Consider the following 21,396-nt stretch of genomic DNA (forward strand, 5'->3'; position numbering starts at 1 on the left):
GAAAGATGAATGTTAACCATATTGTCCAAACTTTATTTCAAGAAAACGTGATGAGTAATAAAAGTCTTGAATTACGAGATGGACAACTAGTTTATGGGAAATTGACGAAGCTTTTTCCTCAACAAATGGCAGAGGTGCAAATAGGCTCACAAAAAATGCTTGCAAACCTAACGATTCCGTTAACGCTTGATAGAAGTTATTGGTTTCAAGTTTCCATTACAGATAATAAACCAGTCCTAAAAGTATTGCCGCAGTCATCAGAAGTTCCAGCTGAAAAGGGAAATATCAATGGTCTGCTTCAGCAGCTACATCTAACCGAGACGAAAGAAAATAAATTGCTCCTTCATTTTCTACTATCTAATAATCTACCAATTTCGAAAGAAGCGATAAGATCTATAGGTGAATGGCTGCCAAAATCAATAGGGAAGCAAGAGCTTGCTACTATCGGTCTTATGATGGAAAGACAGCTCCCTCTAACGAAGGAAGTATTTACAAGTATTTCGGCCTTGCAATCCAATAAAGGTGTTAGTGTGCTGTTAAATGAACTCCAGCAGCAGTTGTCTACCTATCATATTCTAGAGCCAAAAGTAGCGGATGTCCTATCGGAGATTAGTCAAGGGGGGAAGCTTGTTCAAGATAATATGCTTGCTGCACTAAAAGCTGTCCTGCATAAAATTGGCTATTCATTTGAAGCGGGACTGTTACAGCATGCACAAATAGAGGAGCAAACATCACAAGAAATATTAAAACCGCTACTGCTAGGATTAATGGGAAAAGACATCCCTGATGCGGTAAAAGAAACTGCAGGTCAACTAATTGATAAAGTGACAGGTTATCAGCTTATCAGTCAGCAAACAGGTCCAATGATGCAAATGGTAACGGAAATTCCTCTGCGTTTTTTTAATCAACAAGTGGATGTGACAATGCAATATAATGGCAGAAAAACAGCAGATGGAAAAGTCGATAGTAATTATTGTCGAATTCTTTTTTACTTAGAACTGGCTAATTTAAAGGATACAGTTATTGATATCCATATTCAAAATAGAATCATGAACATGATTGTATTAAATGATCGGTCAACAGAAATAATGCCTTTAATTAAACAGGCAGAGGAGCTCTTAAAAGAAAAACTACGGGAATTAGATTATACTTTACTGTCTATACATGTAAAAGACTTGTCAAAAGAACATAAGCCAGTATGGAGTTCCCAACAAGCAGTGAAAGGAAATGCCTATAAAGGGGTGGATATAAAAATATGAATAAACACCATTCTTTAAAAAGGAAAGAAGCAATAGCATTAACTTATGAACAGCAAAAACACGCTGCACCTACCGTTATTGCAAAAGGCAAGGGTATGATTGCGGAACAAATTCTGGAACGTGCCAAAAAAGAGAATATTCCAATTCAAGAAGATCCCTCTCTTGTAGAGCTTTTAAGTAAATTAAATATAAATGAACAAATTCCTGAAGATTTATATATGGCTGTGGCAGAAGTGTTTGCGTTTATTTATTCTTTAGAGAAGGAAGCGACGGAAAAAGACGGGGAAAAAGCAAACTAAGAAAGAAAAAATATTTTTAATTGTAAAATATTTAAAGATAAAAGCCTTTTTTATAGACAAAGAAAGGTTTTTTCCTTTAAAATGAAAGCGTGAACATATTTTTGTCTTTTCTAAATACATAAAATAATCGTAATTTGCTCTCGAAAAGAATATTAATACAGTGATAACGATACTTATGTTTTGGAAAAAACAAATAAATGGATGAGAAAAAGTTATTCATTCACGAAAGTCATCATGCAGTTGTCTCCAATTTTACACAAAAAGGGAAATTAAGGGGTGTGGAAGCTTGAATATTCATGAATATCAGGGGAAAGAGATTTTAGAATTAAATGGCGTCGCAGTACCAAAAGGAAAAGTAGCTTTTACAGTAGAAGAGGCAGTGCGAGCTGCGGAAACATTAAATAGTGATGTATGGGTAGTGAAAGCGCAAATCCATGCAGGTGGTCGCGGTAAGGCTGGAGGAGTAAAAGTTGCCAAAAGCTTAGATGAAGTACAAACATATGCTTCAGATATTCTAGGGAGCACATTAGTAACTCATCAAACAGGTCCCGAAGGAAAAGTTGTGAAACGATTATTAATTGAAGAAGGTTGTCGAATCAAGAAGGAATATTACATAGGATTTGTCGTGGATCGAGCAACATCTAGAATCGTATTGATGGCCTCTGAAGAAGGCGGCACAGAAATTGAGGAAATTGCAGAAAAGTACCCAGAGAAGATCGTAAAAGAAGTTATTGATCCAGTGACTGGTCTAACTCCATTTCAAGCACGTCGAGTTGCTTTCTCTATTAACATTCCGAGCAAGCAAGTTAATAAAGCAGTTGCCTTTATGACTGGATTATATAAAGTATTTGTTGAAAAAGACTGCTCTATCGCCGAAATTAATCCCTTAGTTTTAACGGAAGATGGGAATATTATCGCACTGGATGCAAAATTAAATTTTGATTCAAATGCATTGTATAGACATAAAGATATTGTTGCATATAGGGATTTAGATGAAGAAAATGAAAAAGAATTAGAAGCTTCTAAATATGATTTAAGCTATATTGCGTTAAATGGAAATATCGGCTGTATGGTAAATGGTGCTGGACTTGCTATGGCAACAATGGATATTGTTAAGCATTATGGCGGAGAACCGGCCAACTTCTTAGATGTTGGGGGCGGCGCGACAGCAGAAAAAGTAACGGAAGCATTTAAAATCATTCTATCTGATTCTAACGTGAAGGGGATTTTTGTCAATATTTTTGGTGGCATCATGAAATGTGATGTTATTGCGACCGGAATTGTGGAAGCTGCAAAGCAAGTTAGTCTTCATGTGCCATTAGTTGTTCGCTTAGAAGGAACAAATGTGGAACTTGGCAAAAAAATTCTTCGAGAATCTGGAGTAGATATTGTTGCAGCAGAATCGATGGCTGATGGTGCTGAGAAAATTGTAACCCTAGTAGAACAAGGAGGGAATGCATAATGAGTGTTTTTATTAATAAAGATACAAAAGTCCTTGTCCAAGGAATCACAGGTGCAACAGCACTATTTCATACTAAGCAAATGCTTGAATATGGGACGAAAATAGTTGGCGGGGTAACACCAGGGAAAGGTGGTACAACGGTAGAGGGAGTGCCTGTATTTAATACCGTTAAAGATGCAGTAGATGTAACCGAAGCAAATGCATCTGTTATTTATGTACCAGCTCCATTTGCAGCAGACGCTATTTTAGAAGCGGTTGATGCTGAACTAGACTTAGTAATCTGTATTACCGAACATATTCCTGTTCTGGACATGGTGAAAGTTAAGCGCTACTTGGAAGGGAAAAAGACTAGATTAATAGGACCAAACTGTCCAGGAGTGATTACCCCAGAAGAATGTAAAATTGGCATTATGCCAGGATATATTCATAAGAAAGGGCATGTAGGGGTTGTCTCTCGTTCTGGTACTTTAACATATGAGGCTGTTCATCAACTATCTCAAGCAGGGATTGGTCAGTCAACAGCTGTTGGAATTGGTGGAGATCCAGTCAATGGAACAGATTTTATTGATACGTTAAAAGCATTTAATGAAGATGAAGATACGTATGCAGTTATCATGATAGGGGAAATCGGCGGGACGGCTGAAGAAGAAGCAGCCCGCTGGGTGAAAGAAAATATGACGAAGCCAGTTGTTGGATTTATCGGCGGTCGTACAGCTCCTCCAGGAAAGCGTATGGGTCATGCGGGGGCAATAATCTCTGGTGGTAAAGGAACAGCAGATGAAAAAATTAGTGTTCTAACGGAATGCGGCATTAAAGTAGCCCCAACACCATCTGATATGGGAGCAACGCTAATTGAGGTGTTAAAAGAGCAGTCGATATACGAAAAATGTAAGACGCATGAAGTAGTAGCAAAATAGAGAAAAGCTTAATCTAGCCTTATTCTACTAAATAAGGCTAGGTTTTTTCTTGATTTTTTTCAAGAGGATGGCATATGTAGCTAATCTACTAATTTACAAGGGAAACAGTATAACAATGCTAGGAATTTTCAGGAAAACTCATTATAATGAAGGAAGATAATTCCTTACTTAATTTATGTTTCTCTTTCTTTTGTATTTTTAGCTAATTTCTTTGTGAAAAGGAGAAAGCGAAAGGAAGAAAAGATGGAAATAATAAATAAATTATTAGTGAAATTACATCATTGTCAAGGAATCAGCTGGAAAATGATCGATCGTCTTCTAAAAGAAGATCCCACTCTTCAGTTGGAGAAAATCCCTTCCTTTATATCCTCTATTTCACCTACTATGGAAAAGGAAATAGTAAAGACAATCCATTCTCATCATGTAGAAGAACAATTAATCCAGTATCGTTATAATCAAATTCATCCAATTACATTTTTTGATCCGTTATATCCGCCGTTTTTAAAAGAAATATATCAGCCACCTTGGGTTCTTTATGCAAAAGGAGATCTTGAGCTGCTACAATCGAAGAGAAAGCTTGCAATTGTAGGTTCGCGCTTAGCTACCAGTTATAGTACCAAAGTAATAAAGAGGTTGATGAAAGAACTAGTAGAGGAGAAAATCACCATTGTAAGTGGACTTGCGCATGGGGTTGATTCGATTGCCCATAAACTGGCAATTGAAAATGGCGGCAAAACCATCGGTGTTATTGCTGGAGGTATTTTTCATATCTATCCAAAAGAAAGCATACAGTTAGCAGGAGATATGATGAAACATCATTTAGTCATCTCTGAATATCCTCCGCTAACTAAGCCGCTAAAATGGCAATTTCCCATGAGAAATCGAATTATAAGCGGTTTAAGCAATGGAACACTTGTAGTAGAAGCGAAGAAAAAAAGTGGATCGTTAATAACTGCTAATTTCGCAGTAAATGAAGGACGGGATGTATTTGCTGTTCCAGGAAATATATTTAGTCCCTATTCAGATGGTCCAAATGAATTAATACAACAAGGCGCAAAGCCAGTGCTTGAAGCAAAAGATATACTAGAAGAATGGAAGCATATATCGGAGTAGAAAAAAGTAAAACTAGAGTAGCTTAGCATACAAATATATTAAGTAAAATAATCATTTTCACAGATAGTAAAATGAAAATAGTTTGCAATACAAAAGGAAAGTGATACGCTATAAGCAGCAAATTATATAAGGGATTATCTTTTTTTGTAAGGTCAGTATGACTAATACCTCTTCTAATGAGAATTTAACGGAGGGGATTTAGCGGCAGTTAAGAAAGAAAAAACGTTACTCCAAACCAAAGCGTAAGAAATTCCATAAATTTGGAGTTTTTCATGAAACTTCAAAAAAAGTGTTGCTATTTTTATCATTTTGTTATACATTTTGCAACGTATAGATATTTAAAAGATAAAATGATGTAAATAAAGAGAGTGAAAACGTTTGCTAGTTATCGGAATGTTTGACAAATCAAAACATAGTATACAATAATAGTGAATATTTAAATCCCTCTTAAGGAGGACAGTTAATGTCAGATTTTTTAGTAATCGTTGAGTCACCAGCTAAAGCAAAGACAATAGAACGATATTTAGGAAAAAAATATAAAGTGAAAGCATCAATGGGGCACATTAGGGATTTGCCTAAAAGCCAAATGGGTGTTGATATAGAAAAACAATTTGAGCCGAAGTACATAACTATCCGTGGAAAAGGCCCTGTATTAAAAGAACTGAAAACAGCAGCAAAAAAAGCCAAAAAGATTTATTTAGCAGCTGACCCGGATCGTGAAGGAGAGGCAATTGCTTGGCATTTAGCAAATAGCTTAAATGTGGATATTGAATCAGATTGCCGCGTTGTTTTCAATGAGATAACAAAAGATGCCATCAAAGAATCATTTAAGCATCCTCGTGCAATAAATATGGATTTAGTAGATTCTCAGCAGGCTAGAAGAGTTTTAGACCGCTTAGTGGGTTATAATATCAGTCCATTATTATGGAAAAAAGTAAAAAAAGGGCTTAGTGCGGGAAGAGTACAATCAGTTGCAGTACGTCTCATTATTGAAAGAGAACAAGAAATTAAAGAATTTGTACCAGAAGAATACTGGTCCATTGAAGGAAGCTTTATAAAAGGAAAAAATAATTTTGAAGCATCTTTTTATGGTATCAATGGAAAAAAAGTCGAGTTGCATTCAGAAGATGAAGTGAAAAAAATTACTAGTCAGTTAAAAGATAATAAGTTTACTGTCGATAAAGTGAGTAAAAAAGAGCGGAAGAGAAACCCTGCCGTTCCATTTACAACTTCTTCTTTACAGCAGGAAGCTGCCCGCAAATTGAATTTCCGAGCAAAGAAAACAATGATGTTAGCACAGCAATTATATGAAGGTATAGATCTTGGTAAAGAAGGAACAGTGGGTTTGATAACCTATATGAGAACGGATTCCACTAGAATATCAGAGGTTGCACAAAGTGAAGCATATGACTATATAAATAGTCATTATGGCAAAGAGTATACACGTGAAGAGAAGAAACAAGAGAAGAAAAATCCAAAGGTCCAAGATGCCCATGAAGCAGTCCGTCCAACTAGCATTGGTCGTGAGCCGAGTAAGATGAAGGAATATTTATCTCGAGATCAATTTCGATTGTATAAGCTAGTGTGGGAAAGATTTATTGCCAGCCAAATGGCTCCGGCAGTTATGGATACAATGAGTGTGGATTTATCAAATGGTAACGTACTTTTTCGTGCTAATGGTTCAAAAATTAAGTTCCCAGGTTTTATGAAGGTATATGTGGAGGGTACAGATGACAACGTTGATGAGAAAGATCGACAACTCCCAGATTTAAAAGAAGGAGATGTTGTCTTAAATAAGGATATTGATACAAAGCAGCATTTCACTCAGCCACCTCCACGTTATACAGAAGCAAGATTAGTTAGAACACTAGAGGAATTGGGAATAGGAAGACCATCTACATTCGCACCAACCTTAGATACGATTCAAAAACGAGGATATGTGGCCCTTGATAACAAACGATTTATTCCAACGGAGCTTGGGGAAATTGTTTTAGAGTTAATTTTAGAATTTTTCCCGGAAATATTAAATATTGAGTTTACAGCCAATATGGAACAAGACTTGGATAATATTGAGGCGGGCAAGGTCAATTGGGTAAAGGTTATCGACGATTTTTATAAAACGTTCGAGAAAAGACTGGAAGTTGCAGAACAAGAGATGCAAACCATTGAAATCAAAGATGAGCCAGCTGGAGAGGATTGCGAAGAATGTGGCCACCCGATGGTATTTAAAATGGGCCGTTATGGGAAATTTATGGCATGTAGTAATTTTCCAGAGTGTAGAAACACGAAAGCAATCGTGAAGGATATTGGAGTGAAATGTCCGAAGTGCCATGAAGGAAATATAATTGAAAGAAAAAGTAAAAAACGTAGAATTTTTTATGGTTGTGATCGATTCCCAGAATGTGACTTCATTTCATGGGATAAACCACTACAAAGACCATGTCCAAAATGTGAAAATATGTTAGTGGAGAAAAAATTGAAAAAAGGTGTTCAAGTACAGTGCGTAAACTGTGACTACAAAGAAGAACCACAAAGCTAAAAATAGCTAGAATAAATAAATTTATATGAGGGTGAGCAAATGCTCACTCTCTTGTCACGTTACTGTCGAAGTTTTCTCTCCTAAATTAGATATATAATGGAAGAAAAATAGATGTTTGCGAAAAAAATATTAATTCACTTGAAGTAGAAACTTTTCATTCTTTCAATCGTATAGTAAAATGCTATGAGTGAACATCATCCATACTTTTTAACAGAATAAAAAATGACAATTTATTTACATTTGTAGTATTATTCTAATTCCTTTATGCTTAAAGCGATATACTCTAAAAAGAAAGTGCCATAAACATTTAGGGTTAGTCCTAATCTCAAAAGGGAAGAATGTAGAAACAATAGGACATGAAAGAATTATTGCGAACAATTCGGAACTTTGTGAAAAATATGTAAATTAATTGATTGTAGCTAAAAAGTATGATAATATGATGAAGCCATTGTGAGGTGAGGTTATGAAACAGGAATTAAACAATCATGTTCAAGCATTTATTGCCTATTTGCAGATTGAAAAAAATTACTCACCATATACAATAGAATTTTATACACAAGATATTAACCAATTCTTTCACTTTATGAAAGATCAAGTAATAGACAAGTTAGAAGACGTGAGTCCATCTGATGTAAGAATATACTTAACAGAGCTTTTTTCAATGCAATTAGCAAGAAAAACAATTGCGCGAAAAATCTCTAGTTTGAGAAGTTTTTATCGTTTTTTGCTTAGGGAAAAAATAGTGGAAAATAACCCGTTTTCTGCTGTATCAATCCCAAAGCTAGAAAAGAGATTACCTGATTTTTTCTACGAGGAAGAATTGCAGCAACTCTTTTTATCATGTGATACGAACACGCCCCTTGGACTAAGAAATAAAGCATTGCTTGAATTATTGTATGCAACCGGCATCCGTGTTGGTGAATGCACAAAAATTCAGTTGAGTGATATTGATTTCAGCGTCTCAACTGTGTTAGTTAGGGGAAAGGGCCAAAAGGAAAGATATGTTCCGTTTGGTAGTTTTGCTCATAATGCTCTGGAAGCGTACATAAAAGCGGGTAGGAATCAGTTGATGAAAAACTCAACAGATCATTCTTATCTGTTTGTTAATTATCGCGGAGGAATTTTAACAGATAACGGAGTTCGTGATATCTTAAATAAAATGATGAATACTTCATCCTCACAAGGGAAAATTCATCCCCATAAATTGAGACATTCATTTGCCACACATTTACTGGCGAATGGTGCAGATATGAGAACCGTTCAGGAATTATTAGGTCATGCATTTTTAACGTCAACACAAATATATACGCATGTCACAAATGAGTATCTAAAAAAGACGTATATGTCTTATCATCCTAGGGCATAGTCAATTGGTAGAAGGAGGAAGTAACATGTCTGAAATGCCACAATTTCATGCAACAACAATTTTTGCAGTTAAACATAAAGGGAAATCAGCAATGTCTGGTGATGGTCAAGTCACGCTTGGAAATGCTGTTGTGATGAAACATACAGCCCGTAAGGTTAGAAAGCTTTTTAATGGGAAAGTAATTGCAGGATTTGCGGGATCAGTTGCGGATGCCTTTACTCTTTTTGAACTATTTGAAGGAAAATTAGATGAGTATAATGGGAACCTACAACGTGCTTCAGTAGAGCTTGCGAAGCTCTGGCGCAGTGATAAAGTTCTTAGAAAACTTGAAGCGATGCTGATCGTAATGAATGAAACGGATCTATTATTGGTATCTGGAACAGGAGAAGTAATAGAACCAGATGATGGTATACTTGCAATTGGATCTGGTGGAAACTATGCTTTAGCAGCTGGCAGAGCACTAAAAACTTACTCAGGAGATAATCTTTCTGCATATGATATCGCTAAAGCAGCTCTAGAGATTGCTGGTGAGATTTGTGTCTATACAAATAATAATATCATCGTGGAAGAATTATAGGGGAGGATTTTTAATATGCAAAAAAGCGCTAGTTTAACACCTCGGCAAATTGTAGAACGACTTGATCAATATATTGTCGGACAAAAAGATGCAAAAAAAGCGGTGGCTGTTGCTTTAAGAAACCGTTTTCGCAGAAGTCTTCTTGATGAAAAGTTAAGAGATGAGATTAGTCCGAAAAATATTTTGATGATTGGTCCTACTGGTGTCGGAAAAACGGAAATTGCCAGAAGAATTGCAAAAATTGTTAATGCACCATTTGTTAAGGTAGAAGCTACTAAATTTACAGAGGTGGGATATGTTGGCCGTGATGTAGAATCAATGGTCCGTGATCTTGTCGAAACATCTGTACGCTTGGTAAAGGAAGAGAAGATGTTTCAAGTAAGAGAAAGAGCGGAAGTTGCGGCAAATAATCGTCTCGTTGAATTATTAGTTCCGTCTGCTGCAAAGAAAACATCCAGTTATAAAAACCCTCTGGAAATGCTTTTCGGCGGCGGTGGGGCAGACACAGAGGAAGAAGAGCCTACTGTAGAAGAAACTAGTAAATCAGAAAAGAGAAAAATAGTAAAAGAAAAGCTTGCTCTAGGTGAACTGGAAGATGAAGTGGTTTCTGTAGAAGTGGAAGAACAACAGCCTTCTATGTTTGATATGCTCCAAGGTTCTGGTATGGAACAAATGGGAATGAATATGCAGGACGCTTTAAGTAGTTTTATGCCGAAAAAGAAGAAAAAGCGAAAACTAACAGTTAGGGAAGCACGTACAATATTAACAAACGAGGAAGCTCAAAAATTAATCGATATGGATGAGGTTACCCAAGAAGCAGTCGTTCGTGCTGAGCAAATGGGAATGATATTTATCGATGAAATTGATAAAATTGCCAGCAAATCAAACAGTAGTTCTTCAGCTGATGTTTCCAGAGAAGGTGTGCAGCGAGATATTTTACCTGTAGTAGAAGGATCAACGGTTGTGACAAAATATGGATCAGTTAAAACAGACCATGTATTGTTTATTGCTGCTGGAGCATTTCATATGTCAAAGCCTTCTGATTTAATTCCAGAGCTACAAGGAAGATTTCCGATTCGTGTAGAACTTACTAAATTAACAGTGGATGATTTTTATCGTATTCTTGTGGAACCAGATAATGCGTTGATTAAGCAATACCAAGCATTATTGTATACAGAAGGTATAGAAATTGAATTTTCTGACGAAGCTATTCGTAAGATAGCTGAAGTGGCTTATGAAGTCAATCAAAATACAGACAATATCGGTGCGCGAAGACTGCATACTATTCTCGAAAAATTATTGGAAGATCTGTCTTTCGAAGCACCAGAAATAACAATGGAAAAAATAACGATTACTCCAAAGTATGTGGAGGAGAAGTTAGGAGCCATCTCAAGAAATAAGGATTTAAGTCAATTTATACTCTAATGAAAGCCAATTGGAATTTAAACTCCTGAATTGTTAAAGGTATAAGTAGACATAGATTTATTTCAAGTGTTGGTTTTAGTTAACAGGAGGAATAAAAAATGGATTTATTAACAAAAACGAGAAAAATTAATGCAATGTTACAAAGAGCTGCTGGAAAACCAGTTAATTTCAAAGAAATGTCTGAAACATTAAGTGATGTTATCGAAGCAAATATCTTTGTTGTTAGCAGAAGAGGAAAATTATTAGGTTTTGCAGTTCATCAGCAAATCGAAAATGATCGTATGAAAAAAATGTTTGAAGATCGTCAATTCCCTGAGGAATACACAAATAGCTTGTTTAATATTCAATCAACTTCTAGTAATTTAGAAATTGAAAGTGAATATACTGCTTTCCCAGTTGAAAATAAAGAATTATTTGCTAAAGGGTTAACAACTATTGTACCAATTATTGGTGGAGGAGAAAGATTAGGAACATTAATTCTTGCAAGATTACAAGAACAATTCCAAGACGATGATTTGATTCTTGCTGAATACGGTGCTACTGTTGTTGGTATGGAAATTCTTCGTGAAAAAGCAGAAGAAATTGAAGAAGAAGCAAGAAGTAAAGCGGTTGTTCAAATGGCAATCAGTTCACTATCCTATAGTGAATTAGAAGCTATTGAGCATATTTTTGAAGAATTAAACGGAAGTGAAGGCTTATTAGTAGCTTCTAAAATCGCAGACCGTGTAGGAATTACAAGATCTGTAATTGTCAACGCATTGCGTAAATTAGAAAGTGCTGGTGTTATTGAGTCTCGTTCATTAGGAATGAAAGGTACTTATATAAAAGTGCTTAACGATAAATTCTTATTAGAACTTGAAAAGTTAAAAACAAATAAATAAGGATAAAATATTATTCATTATAAAAAAACTTTTTCTTTAATAGAAAAGGTTTCAGACTGTCGACAAACTCCTAATTCGGTAATTAGGAGTTTGTCTTAGTTTATAAATATACATTGTTTTAAATAAGAGTTAATTTCCGTTGCAGGGGTTCGCTTTCCGTGGGGCTCGCGCTGAGCCGCTTCGGCCTGAAGGCCTGCAGGGTCTCAGACTGTCTCGCAGATCCCACAGGAGTCTCACCCCTTTCACTCCAATCAATGCATAATAATTCCATTTGCATTTCCTAAATTCCTTTTGTCAACAAGCTGAAACCTTTTTCTTTAATAGAAAAGGTTTTTTTATGTGGCAAAAATAGAGAGGATTTTTAGAAATCATCAATCGAATAGCTAATAAGCTATGTACATATTATTCGACAAAAACCGCGTATTTTCCATTTATTTTTCATTTACATTACAGTATGGCAAAAGGTATATTAAATCTCATAGCAGAAAAAGGGAAGCGATTAGTAAGTTATAACTATGATAATAGTAACATCGGCATAGTGAAAAATCATTTTTTACCCTGATTTAAGATAATTTAAACCAAATATTAACTAAAATAGGAAAAAAGAATCACTAAAATATTCCTCTTTTCCATGGACATATTATTACAAATTAATTAAAATTAAAACTATCATGTAAAAATCGTCATCAAAAAACAAAAATCAACATTTTTTTCAAAATGACTGCTCGAGGTGTGATGAAGTGAAACTTTTCTCAAATACAATAACTACCTTAGAAAATGCAATAAATTATTCGAATCAAAAGCAAAAAGTAATCTCGCAAAATATTGCAAATGTTGACACGCCGAATTATAAAGCAAAGACAGTGACTTTTAAAGATTCGTTATCTAGTGCAATGGAAGCTAATGTAACGAATAGTAAGCATATTCCGTTTTCAGCTCCTAATACTGCTTCAACATCTGTCATTACAAAGAATAGAGTTACTTACAATAACAGCGGAAATAGTGTCGATATGGAAAAAGAGATGACAGACCTTGCGACAAACCAAATCTATTACAATGCATTAGTAGATCGAATTAGCGGAAAATTTAGTTCCCTTGAAAATGTAATTAGGGGAGGTAAGTAATAAAAATGACCATTTTTACTAGTATGAATACTACTGCTTCTGCTTTAACAGCACAACGGCTAAGAATGGATGTAATTTCATCTAATATGGCAAATGTTGATACAACAAGAGGTAGATTAGTAAATGGTGAGTGGGAGCCATACAAAAGAAAACAAGTAGTGTTTCAAGAACAAGAAGGATCATTTGCCTCTCATTTAAATGCTGCAAGAGGGAATAGCGCGAATACTGCAGGTGGAGTGAAGGTGTCACGCATTGTAGAAGATGATACACCGTTTGAAATGGTGTACGATCCGGAGAACCCAGAAGCGGACGAAACAGGATATGTTCGTATGCCAAATGTGGACCCTTTACGAGAGACGGTTGATTTAATGAGTGCATCAAGATCATATGAAGCAAATGTGACTGTTTTAAATGCATCAAAAAGTATGTTAATGAAAACATTAGAAATCGGTAAATAAAACAAAAAAGGAGTACTTAAATGGAACCAATTAATTTTTCATCCGTATCATCTGCATTACCGTTAACAAATTCGGCAACGAGTAATAAGACAGCTGTAGCAGATACGCAAAAAAAATTTGCTTCGTTTTTAAAAGAATCAATTAACAATGTAAATCAAGCGCAAAACGAATCAGATATGCTAACAAATAAGTTAGCAAGAGGAGAAAACGTTGATTTATCTCAAGTGATGATTGCCTCGCAAAAAGCAAGCATTACCATGCAAGCTACATTAGAAATTCGCAATAAGGCAGTAGAAGCTTATCAAGAAATGATGCGAATGTCAGTTTAATGTAAGACTGTTTTCTATAAAGATTAAACTTTTAGCAAAGAAAACGAAGTTGCTTCTACTTTAGACAAGTAAGTGTCCATGTCATTTAAGTAGAAGACAGTCAATATAAAAGATGGGCGGTTTATACCTATACAAATTACGGTAGCCGGGGGAAGAGAATGAAAGAGAATCTAAATAAAATATTTAATCCTTTAAAAGAGTTTTGGCAAAGTCGTTCTAAAAAGCAAAAGACTGTGATAACAGGTAGCGGACTTTTGCTTATTCTAATTGCTGTGTTTGCGACTTATTTTTTTACAAGAGTAACGTTAGTGCCATTATACAGTAATTTAACACCTTCTGAAACAGGAGCTATTAAAGAGAGCTTAGATAGCAAAGGGATAACTTCGGAAATTTCAGGTGGAGGTACCGTGATTAGTGTTCCAGAGGAAGTAGTCGATACATTAAAAGTACAACTTGCAGCAGAAGGAATTCCAAAGTCTGGTAATATTGATTATTCCTTTTTTAGTAAGAATGCAAGCTTTGGTATGACAGATAATGAATTTAATGTATTAAAATTAGATGCTCTGCAGACCGAGATTGCCAATTTAATAAAGAGTGTTGAAGGAATTAATGATGCCAATGTTGTTATTACATTACCAGAAGAAAGTGTATTTGTTTCAGATCAAGGGAAAGAAGCTACAGCTTCGATTGTATTAAATACAAAGCCGGGCTATAACTTCTCTGAAAATCAAATAGAAGGGTTATATACACTCGTGTCCAAAAGTGTACCGAACCTTCCTACAGATAATATCGTCATTACGAATCAAAACTTTGAGTATTTTGATTTAAATTCTTCAGATAATTCTGCGACAGATACTTTTACTGCGCAAAATAATGTAAAAAAGCAAATTGAACGTGATATTCAAAGACAAGTCCAAACAATGCTAGGGACGTTGATGGGCCAAGATAAAGTTGTAGTGTCTGTTACTGCTGATATAGACTTTACCCAAGAAAATAGAGAAGAAAACCTAGTTACGCCAGTTGATGAAGAAAATATGGCGGGAATTGAAATAAGTGCACAGAATATTACAGAAACATATACAGGTGAAAATGCTGCCGGTGGAGTTGTGCAGGCAGAAGACGATGCAGATGTAACTACTTATAATTCAGAAACAGGATCCGGAAATGGCAACTATGAAAAAGTCGATCAAACCGTTAATAGGGAAGTAAATCGGATAAAAAAACAAATTGTGGAAAGTCCCTATAAAATTCGCGATTTAGGCATTCAAGTAATGGTAGAGCCACCTAATGCAAATGATACAACGTCCTTACCAAAGGAAAGAATCGATGATATTTCTAATATTTTGGGGACAATTGTTAGAACTTCGATTGACAAAACATCAACAGGTGGAGAATTAACAGATGAGGATATCCAAAGTAAGATTGCCGTGTCTGTTCAGCCGTTTAACGGTAAAAAACAAGCAGCAGACGTTGTTCAAACATCAATCCCATGGTGGATTTACGCTGTTGGAGGAGGCTTGCTTGCAGTTATTATTCTATTAATCTTCTTCGTTATGAGAGCAAGAAAGAAAAAACAGGAAGAAGAAATAGAAGAAATTATTCAGCCGGTTGCTCCTGTAGCAGATATTAATGAGGAACAACAAGAATCAGAAGGAACAATAAGACGAAAACAGCTTGAAAAAATGGCGAAAGAAAAACCAGAGGAATTTGCAAAATTACTTCGTACATGGATTACGGAAGATTAAGGGGTGGTGTAGATGGCAAGAAAAGAATCAAATGAGTTATCTGGGAAACAGAAAGCGGCCATTCTCCTTATATCGCTAGGTCCTGATGTTGCAGCTTCGGTTTATAAGCATTTAAGTGAGGAAGAAATTGAGAAACTATCTTTAGAAATATCAGGAGTTAGAAAGGTCGAGAATACTTCTAAAGAAAGTGTTTTAGAAGAATTTCATAATATTGCGCTTGCTCAAGATTATATTTCTCAAGGTGGTATTGGATATGCAAAAACGGTGTTAGAAAAGGCTCTTGGGGCAGAACAAGCGTCGATTATTTTAAATAGGCTTACTTCTTCTCTGCAAGTAAGACCTTTTGATTTTGCGAGAAAAGCAGATCCAAACCAAATATTAAATTTTATTCAAAATGAACATCCACAGACGATTGCGTTAATTTTATCTTACTTGGATCCCACTCAGGCAGGTCTAATCCTGTCTGAGCTTCCACAGGAAGTCCAAGCTGATATTGCAAAGAGAATTGCTGTAATGGATAGTACTTCACCTGAAATTATTAACGAAGTCGAGCAAATATTAGAAAGAAAATTATCGAGCACTGTTACGCAAGATTATACACAAACTGGTGGTATTGAAGCGGTTGTTGAAGTACTAAATGGAGTCGATAGAGCAACAGAGCGCACTATTTTAGACGCACTCGAAATCCAAGATCCAGAATTAGCAGAAGAAATTAAAAAGAGAATGTTTGTCTTTGAAGATATCGTTACATTGGATAATAGAGCAATTCAAAGAATTATTCGTGATTGTGAAAATGAAGATCTTATGCTTGCACTTAAGGTATCTGGTGATGAAGTGAAAGAAATTGTTTATGGCAACATGTCTACTAGAATGGCTGAGTCCTTTAAAGAAGAGATGGAATTTATGGGACCTGTACGCTTGAAGGATGTAGAAGAAGCACAATCAAGAATTGTTGGTATTATCAGACGTCTTGAGGATGCTGGCGAAATCGTAGTTGCCCGAGGCGGAGGAGATGATATCATTGTCTAGATTAATAAAGTCAAGATATTCAAAGCCAGAGGACGCTAATGAGAAAGTTATTTCGATTAAGTATATAGATACCTTCAATGCTGAGGTGGATCTTTCTAGGGAAGTTACACAAACGGAATATAACAGAATAGTAGAGTCGGCTCGGAAAGAAGCAGAAGAAATGAAAGCCCAAGCTTTGGAAGAAGCCGAACTTATACGAGCACAGCTTATGGAAGAAAGACAAAACTGGGATATAGAAAAAGGGAATTTAATTGAAGAAGCGAGGAAAAATGGTTTTCAAGCAGGTTACGAAGAAGGTCAAAATGTAGGATATAATGAAATGTTAAGTTTTATTCAACAAGCGAAAGACACAGTAACTGCATCAAAAGAGGATTACGAAAAATACTTACAATCTGCTGAAACTACTATATTGGAGCTTGCAATTGAAGTTGCCGAAAAAATTATGAATAACAAGATAAAAGAAGAGGAAGAAAACTTCCTCTATCTTGTACAAAATGCTCTTAAAGAAGTAAGGAAACAGAAGGAAATACAGTTACATGTCAGTCCTATCCATTATGAAATGGTAATAGCAGAAAAAGAAGAATTGTTACAACTATTTCCGATTAAGCCAAATCTTTTCATTTTCCCTGATGAAACGATTGATGAAAATGCTTGTATTATCGAAACGGCAAATGGGCGTTTAGATGCAAGTGTTGATACGCAATTGCTTATGATTAAAAATAAGTTACTTGAAATATTGGAGAGTGAAGAAGGGTGAAAGCACTTGAGTTACTAAGCTCGATTTCGTCCATTGACACTTATAAGCAATATGGCCGTGTGAATAAAGTTGTAGGGTTAATGATTGAATCACAGGGACCGGAAAGTTCTATTGGTGATGTATGTAATATCCACATTGGTACAAAGCATAAACGAATTATCAAGGCAGAAGTTGTAGGGTTTAATGAGGGGAATATCATTTTAATGCCATATACAACTGTCCAAGACATTTCACCAGGCTGTTTAGTAGAAGCATCTTCTGAGCCATTAGAAATTAAGGTTGGACCAGGATTAATAGGTACTGCGGTTGATGCTTTAGGAATGCCTTTAGACGGATCGATGTTACCAAAAGGGTTGAAGTCTGTTCCAATTGATCAAGAGCCTCCTAATCCAATGACAAGACCACCTATTTCCCAATCGATGGAAGTAGGAGTTCGGTTAATTGATGGACTTTTAACGGTTGGCACTGGACAAAGACTTGGGATTTTTGCAGGTAGTGGTGTTGGGAAAAGTACATTGCTAGGAATGATTGCCAGAAATACAAAAGCAGATTTAAATGTGATCGCCTTGATAGGGGAACGCGGTAGAGAAGTACGAGAATTTATTGAACGTGACTTAGGGCCAGAGGGGCTGAAGCGATCGATTGTTGTTGTTGCAACATCTGATCAACCAGCTTTAATGCGAATTAAGGGTGCGTATACTGCTACTGCTATTGCCGAATATTTTCGCGATAAAGGATTAAATGTCATGTTAATGATGGATTCTGTTACTCGGGTTGCAATGGCGCAAAGAGAAGTGGGACTTGCTATTGGTGAACCGCCGACCACAAAAGGATATACACCTTCTGTATTTGCTATCTTGCCAAAACTCTTAGAAAGAACGGGAACAAACGAATTTGGAAGTATAACCGCCTTTTATACCGTATTGGTTGATGGGGATGATATGAATGAACCAATCGCAGATACCGTACGCGGTATTTTAGATGGACATTATGTATTAGACCGTGAACTTGCTAATAAAGGGCAATATCCTGCTGTGAATGTCTTAAAAAGTGTAAGCCGCGTGATGAATCATGTTGTCTCAAAAGAGCATGTAAAAGCGGCCGAGCGATTACGAGATCTTTTGAGTACTTATATGAATTCGGAAGATTTAATCAACATAGGTGCCTATAAAAAAGGTTCTTCTAAAGAGATTGATACAGCAATTAGGTTATATCCTAGCATCCTATCTTATATAAAGCAGGAAACAGATGAAAAGGTTTCAATTGAGGAGAGCCTTCATTCCTTATTAACTTTAGTTGGAACAGAGGGATAAAAAGATGAGCTATCAATTTAAATTCGAAAAAATTTTAACGATTCGCGAAAGAGAAAAAGAGGAAGCAAGCTCTGCTTACAATCAATCGGTAAACAGATTTGAAGAAGCGGCTGAAAATCTCTATGAGCTGTTGAAAAGAAAAGAAGATCTGGAAGCATATCAAGCAGAAAAAATGATGTCCGGATTATCGGTTCAAGAAATTAGACACCATCAGCAATTCGTGGGCAATTTAGCAAAAACAATTGAACATGCCCAAAAAATGGTGCAAAATGCACGGAATTCAATGGTTTATTTTCAAGAGAAAATGCTTGAAAAAAACCTTGAAGTAAAAAAGTTTGTGAAAATAAAAGAAAAAGACCATTCGAATTATTTAGCAATAGCAAGAGCGGAAGAGGCCAAGCAAATGGATGATATTTCTCTTCAACAATACATGCAACATGAAAAGGTAGGTGGCTAAATGGAAAATTCATGGGAAGAAAAAAAGAAGCCATTTAATATTTTTCAACGATTTCTTATGGTTGCAGTCATTCCGACAATATTTGCAATCATCGTTCTCGTCCTTTTGCTTATGTATTCAGGAGCAGATGTTGCAGAGAAAGGAAAAGAGTTATTAAATGCAATTCCTTTTCTGAGTGAAGAAAAAAAATCTACCGATAAATTACTGGAAAATAATAAAAATACAATTAGCTCTTTACAAACAAAACTAAAAGAACGAGATAAAGAAATAAAGTCACTAGAGTCACAATTAGAAAATAGTGAAAATAGATTTCAATCTGCTAATTCGGAAAAAGAGAAGCTGCAGAGTGAGTTACAATCTCTCCAGTCAGCCCAAGAGGAAACAAAGAAAGCTATGAATGAGATTGTTAAAACATATGAAACAATGTCTCCGAAAAATGCAGCGGCTATTTTATCAGAAATGAGCGAAAAGGAAGCAATGAAAATTTTGGGAGAGCTTAAACCAGCAAAACTTGCTTCGGTATTAGAGAAAATGGAGCCACCTGTTGCATCCAAATATACAGAGCTGCTATCAAAATCAGCAAAAGCAAGTCAATAAAACTTAAAGTGGCTAGAAAGGGGGTGAAAAATTGCAATTAGAACTGATAAATTCATTGCGAAAAGTGGAAGTAGCTAGTGGAAACAAAGGGATGCTAAACGAAAAACTTGGCGGAAAGTTTTTATTGCTGATAAATTCTTTACAAACAACTAATCAACAAGAAAAATCAAGTCCAAAAGTTGCTCAAGATCAACAGAAAGAAGGCTTAAATCAGCTTTTAGCATTATTGTCTAGTTCATCAAAAGAAATTCCCAATGAAGAAATTTCTATGAGTCTAGAAAAGCTATGGAATACTTACTATGATATTTCAGATCAAAGTGGTATCAATGATTTAGAAGCGACCGATATGGAAGGTATCATAGCTGCAACATTTATTAAGATTGAAAAAAAGATTACTCAAGTATTAATAGAAGGACAAAATTCGAGGATAACTCCAGAAATGTTTAATCATACAGAGTTACCAGATTTATTTTCTGATTTAAAGCTGCTTGAGAAAACAGTAAAAAGTTTACCTGATCTTACTATCAATGAAAAAATTGCTGAAACCGTAGAAGATTTACAAGGATTTATTCTTTCCTTAAACAATTTTTTAGAACAAAATATGTACTCTAATGAAAGCATAGCAGGTACGGTGCAAAGCGCTGAACAAAACGTGGAACCTTTTGTAGAGGGTGAGCGTGAACGAAAGAAAGTAGCTGCCTATACTATGATTACAAGTGAGGCTATCTCTGGTAAGGAAAACTTGGGATCTGGAGCTTCCATTGTCAAAGAGATAGAAAATCAAAAAGTAGTGAATAATGGAATTTTAAAAAATAGTACTGGGAACTCCCTTTCAGAGGACATAGCCAAAACAAAGAATATCGAAAGCGTAATTAATCATAATATGGAAGATTTTCCGAATGTTTTTTCCAAGTTCGATACAAAACTGTTGGCATTGCAAAATAGTTTGTTGCAAGAAAACAAAAATATAATTGGTTGTGAGCAGAAAAGAACAACGCAAGCTTATCTTAACCAAGAAGCGGAAACAGAAAATCATGTAATCGCAGCGACAACGGAGCTAAAGACAATTATATCTTCTATTCTTGGAAAATTAGATAAGCAATTAGTCGAAAAGAATACGATTCTACCAAAAATGGTTAACCCCATTATGGTAAGCTCCTTAAGAAAGTCAGGAGAGTTATTAGGGTCAAATACAGAAATAAAGGGAAACGTTGAAGTTGGTGAAGGAGATACAGACACAAAAATATTTTCATCTATTCCAACTACTTTTCTGAAGCAAGACCCGCTTATGCTCCTAAGTGATTCAGGAGAAGCGATCCATTCGAAAAGGGTAGAAGAACAATTTGTAAAAATTTTGGCAAATAGTACATTTACTAAAACGAGCGATATGCAAAAGCTAACTATTCGACTAGCGCCAGATCATTTAGGATCTATTCGAATTGAGATAACTCAGAATGAAGGAAATATGATTGCTCGAATTATTACTGCGAATACTGAGGCGAAAGACGTATTAGAAAAACAACTTACTAGTTTGAAACATGGTTTAACCGCGCAGAATTTACAAGTTGATAAAGTGGATATTGTTGTTTCTCCACAACCTCAAGATAGGTTGCAAAGAGATCAGCAGCAAGAACAGCAACATCCACATCAGCAAAGAGAAAAGAAAGATGAAAATGATGATGAGAATAAACAAAAAGCTTCTTTTATTGAGGAGTTATTAAATATTGAAGTATAGAGGAGCAAGTACCG

At 35.6% G+C, this 21,396-nt stretch carries 20 protein-coding genes; all 20 read left to right on the forward strand.

Translation table 11 applies throughout. The features are described 5' to 3' along the window. The first annotated feature begins 5 nt into the window (after nt 1–5). The 20 genes from C2I06_RS03415 (at nt 6) to C2I06_RS03510 (ending at nt 21,382) form a co-directional block, all read left to right on the forward strand. Nucleotides 6–1,259, forward strand: a complete 1,254-nt coding sequence (locus C2I06_RS03415; protein ID WP_123257449.1) for a hypothetical protein — start codon at nt 6–8, stop codon at nt 1,257–1,259. Beyond that, entirely contained in the window at nt 1,256–1,558 is a 303-nt protein-coding gene (locus C2I06_RS03420; RefSeq protein ID WP_123257450.1) for an EscU/YscU/HrcU family type III secretion system export apparatus switch protein, read from the forward strand. Before C2I06_RS03415 ends, C2I06_RS03420 begins: the two co-directional genes overlap by 4 nt. A gap of 286 nt (nt 1,559–1,844) precedes the next feature. Continuing rightward, nucleotides 1,845–3,020 carry an ADP-forming succinate--CoA ligase subunit beta gene (gene sucC / locus C2I06_RS03425; RefSeq protein WP_047939991.1) on the forward strand — a complete coding sequence of 392 codons (1,176 nt, stop codon included), beginning with the start codon at nt 1,845–1,847 and terminating at the stop codon, nt 3,018–3,020. Further along, nucleotides 3,020–3,937 carry a succinate--CoA ligase subunit alpha gene (gene sucD, locus C2I06_RS03430; protein WP_095329168.1) on the forward strand — a complete coding sequence of 306 codons (918 nt, stop codon included), beginning with the start codon at nt 3,020–3,022 and terminating at the stop codon, nt 3,935–3,937. Before sucC ends, sucD begins: the two co-directional genes overlap by 1 nt. A gap of 243 nt (nt 3,938–4,180) precedes the next feature. Beyond that, nucleotides 4,181–5,050, forward strand: a complete 870-nt coding sequence (gene dprA / locus C2I06_RS03435; RefSeq protein ID WP_095329169.1) for a DNA-processing protein DprA — start codon at nt 4,181–4,183, stop codon at nt 5,048–5,050. 463 nt (nt 5,051–5,513) lie between these two features. Continuing rightward, nucleotides 5,514–7,589 (forward strand): type I DNA topoisomerase, encoded by a 2,076-nt coding sequence (gene topA, locus C2I06_RS03440; protein WP_095329170.1) that lies wholly within the window; start codon nt 5,514–5,516, stop codon nt 7,587–7,589. A 463-nt stretch (nt 7,590–8,052) separates the two neighbouring features. Continuing rightward, nucleotides 8,053–8,955, forward strand: coding sequence for a tyrosine recombinase XerC (gene xerC / locus C2I06_RS03445; RefSeq protein WP_123257451.1), 903 nt, complete (start codon nt 8,053–8,055; stop codon nt 8,953–8,955). Between the two features lie 34 nt (nt 8,956–8,989). Then, on the forward strand, nt 8,990–9,532 hold the full coding sequence (gene hslV / locus C2I06_RS03450; RefSeq protein ID WP_016201113.1) for an ATP-dependent protease subunit HslV: 543 nt from the start codon (nt 8,990–8,992) through the stop codon (nt 9,530–9,532). Between the two features lie 15 nt (nt 9,533–9,547). Then, a complete protein-coding gene (gene hslU, locus C2I06_RS03455) occupies nt 9,548–10,957 on the forward strand; it encodes an ATP-dependent protease ATPase subunit HslU (protein ID WP_095329172.1) in 1,410 nt (469 codons plus the stop codon). A gap of 98 nt (nt 10,958–11,055) precedes the next feature. Then, on the forward strand, nt 11,056–11,838 hold the full coding sequence (gene codY, locus C2I06_RS03460) for a GTP-sensing pleiotropic transcriptional regulator CodY (protein ID WP_095329173.1): 783 nt from the start codon (nt 11,056–11,058) through the stop codon (nt 11,836–11,838). A gap of 740 nt (nt 11,839–12,578) precedes the next feature. Further along, on the forward strand, nt 12,579–12,962 hold the full coding sequence (flgB, locus tag C2I06_RS03465) for a flagellar basal body rod protein FlgB (RefSeq protein WP_095329180.1): 384 nt from the start codon (nt 12,579–12,581) through the stop codon (nt 12,960–12,962). A gap of 5 nt (nt 12,963–12,967) precedes the next feature. After that, entirely contained in the window at nt 12,968–13,420 is a 453-nt protein-coding gene (gene flgC / locus C2I06_RS03470; RefSeq protein ID WP_123257452.1) for a flagellar basal body rod protein FlgC, read from the forward strand. 20 nt (nt 13,421–13,440) lie between these two features. Next, nucleotides 13,441–13,749 (forward strand): flagellar hook-basal body complex protein FliE, encoded by a 309-nt coding sequence (gene fliE, locus C2I06_RS03475; RefSeq protein WP_095329182.1) that lies wholly within the window; start codon nt 13,441–13,443, stop codon nt 13,747–13,749. A 158-nt stretch (nt 13,750–13,907) separates the two neighbouring features. Next, nucleotides 13,908–15,494: a flagellar basal-body MS-ring/collar protein FliF gene (gene fliF / locus C2I06_RS03480; RefSeq protein WP_123257453.1), complete on the forward strand. Its 1,587-nt coding sequence runs from the start codon at nt 13,908–13,910 to the stop codon at nt 15,492–15,494. A gap of 12 nt (nt 15,495–15,506) precedes the next feature. Further along, nucleotides 15,507–16,523, forward strand: coding sequence for a flagellar motor switch protein FliG (gene fliG / locus C2I06_RS03485; protein ID WP_123257454.1), 1,017 nt, complete (start codon nt 15,507–15,509; stop codon nt 16,521–16,523). Further along, a complete protein-coding gene (gene fliH, locus C2I06_RS03490) occupies nt 16,516–17,280 on the forward strand; it encodes a flagellar assembly protein FliH (RefSeq protein ID WP_164463611.1) in 765 nt (254 codons plus the stop codon). The genes fliG and fliH overlap by 8 nt, the downstream gene beginning before the upstream one ends. Beyond that, nucleotides 17,277–18,593, forward strand: coding sequence for a flagellar protein export ATPase FliI (gene fliI / locus C2I06_RS03495; protein ID WP_095329186.1), 1,317 nt, complete (start codon nt 17,277–17,279; stop codon nt 18,591–18,593). Before fliH ends, fliI begins: the two co-directional genes overlap by 4 nt. 4 nt (nt 18,594–18,597) lie before the next feature. Continuing rightward, nucleotides 18,598–19,050, forward strand: a complete 453-nt coding sequence (fliJ, locus tag C2I06_RS03500) for a flagellar export protein FliJ (RefSeq protein ID WP_095329187.1) — start codon at nt 18,598–18,600, stop codon at nt 19,048–19,050. Further along, on the forward strand, nt 19,051–19,647 hold the full coding sequence (locus C2I06_RS03505; protein WP_095329188.1) for a MotE family protein: 597 nt from the start codon (nt 19,051–19,053) through the stop codon (nt 19,645–19,647). Nucleotides 19,648–19,678: 31 nt separating this feature from the next. Continuing rightward, a complete protein-coding gene (locus C2I06_RS03510; RefSeq protein WP_123257456.1) occupies nt 19,679–21,382 on the forward strand; it encodes a flagellar hook-length control protein FliK in 1,704 nt (567 codons plus the stop codon). Nucleotides 21,383–21,396 lie beyond the last annotated feature (14 nt).

Origin of the sequence: Niallia circulans (assembly GCF_003726095.1) — a bacterium.
Lineage (GTDB): Bacteria > Bacillota > Bacilli > Bacillales > Cytobacillaceae > Niallia > Niallia circulans_A.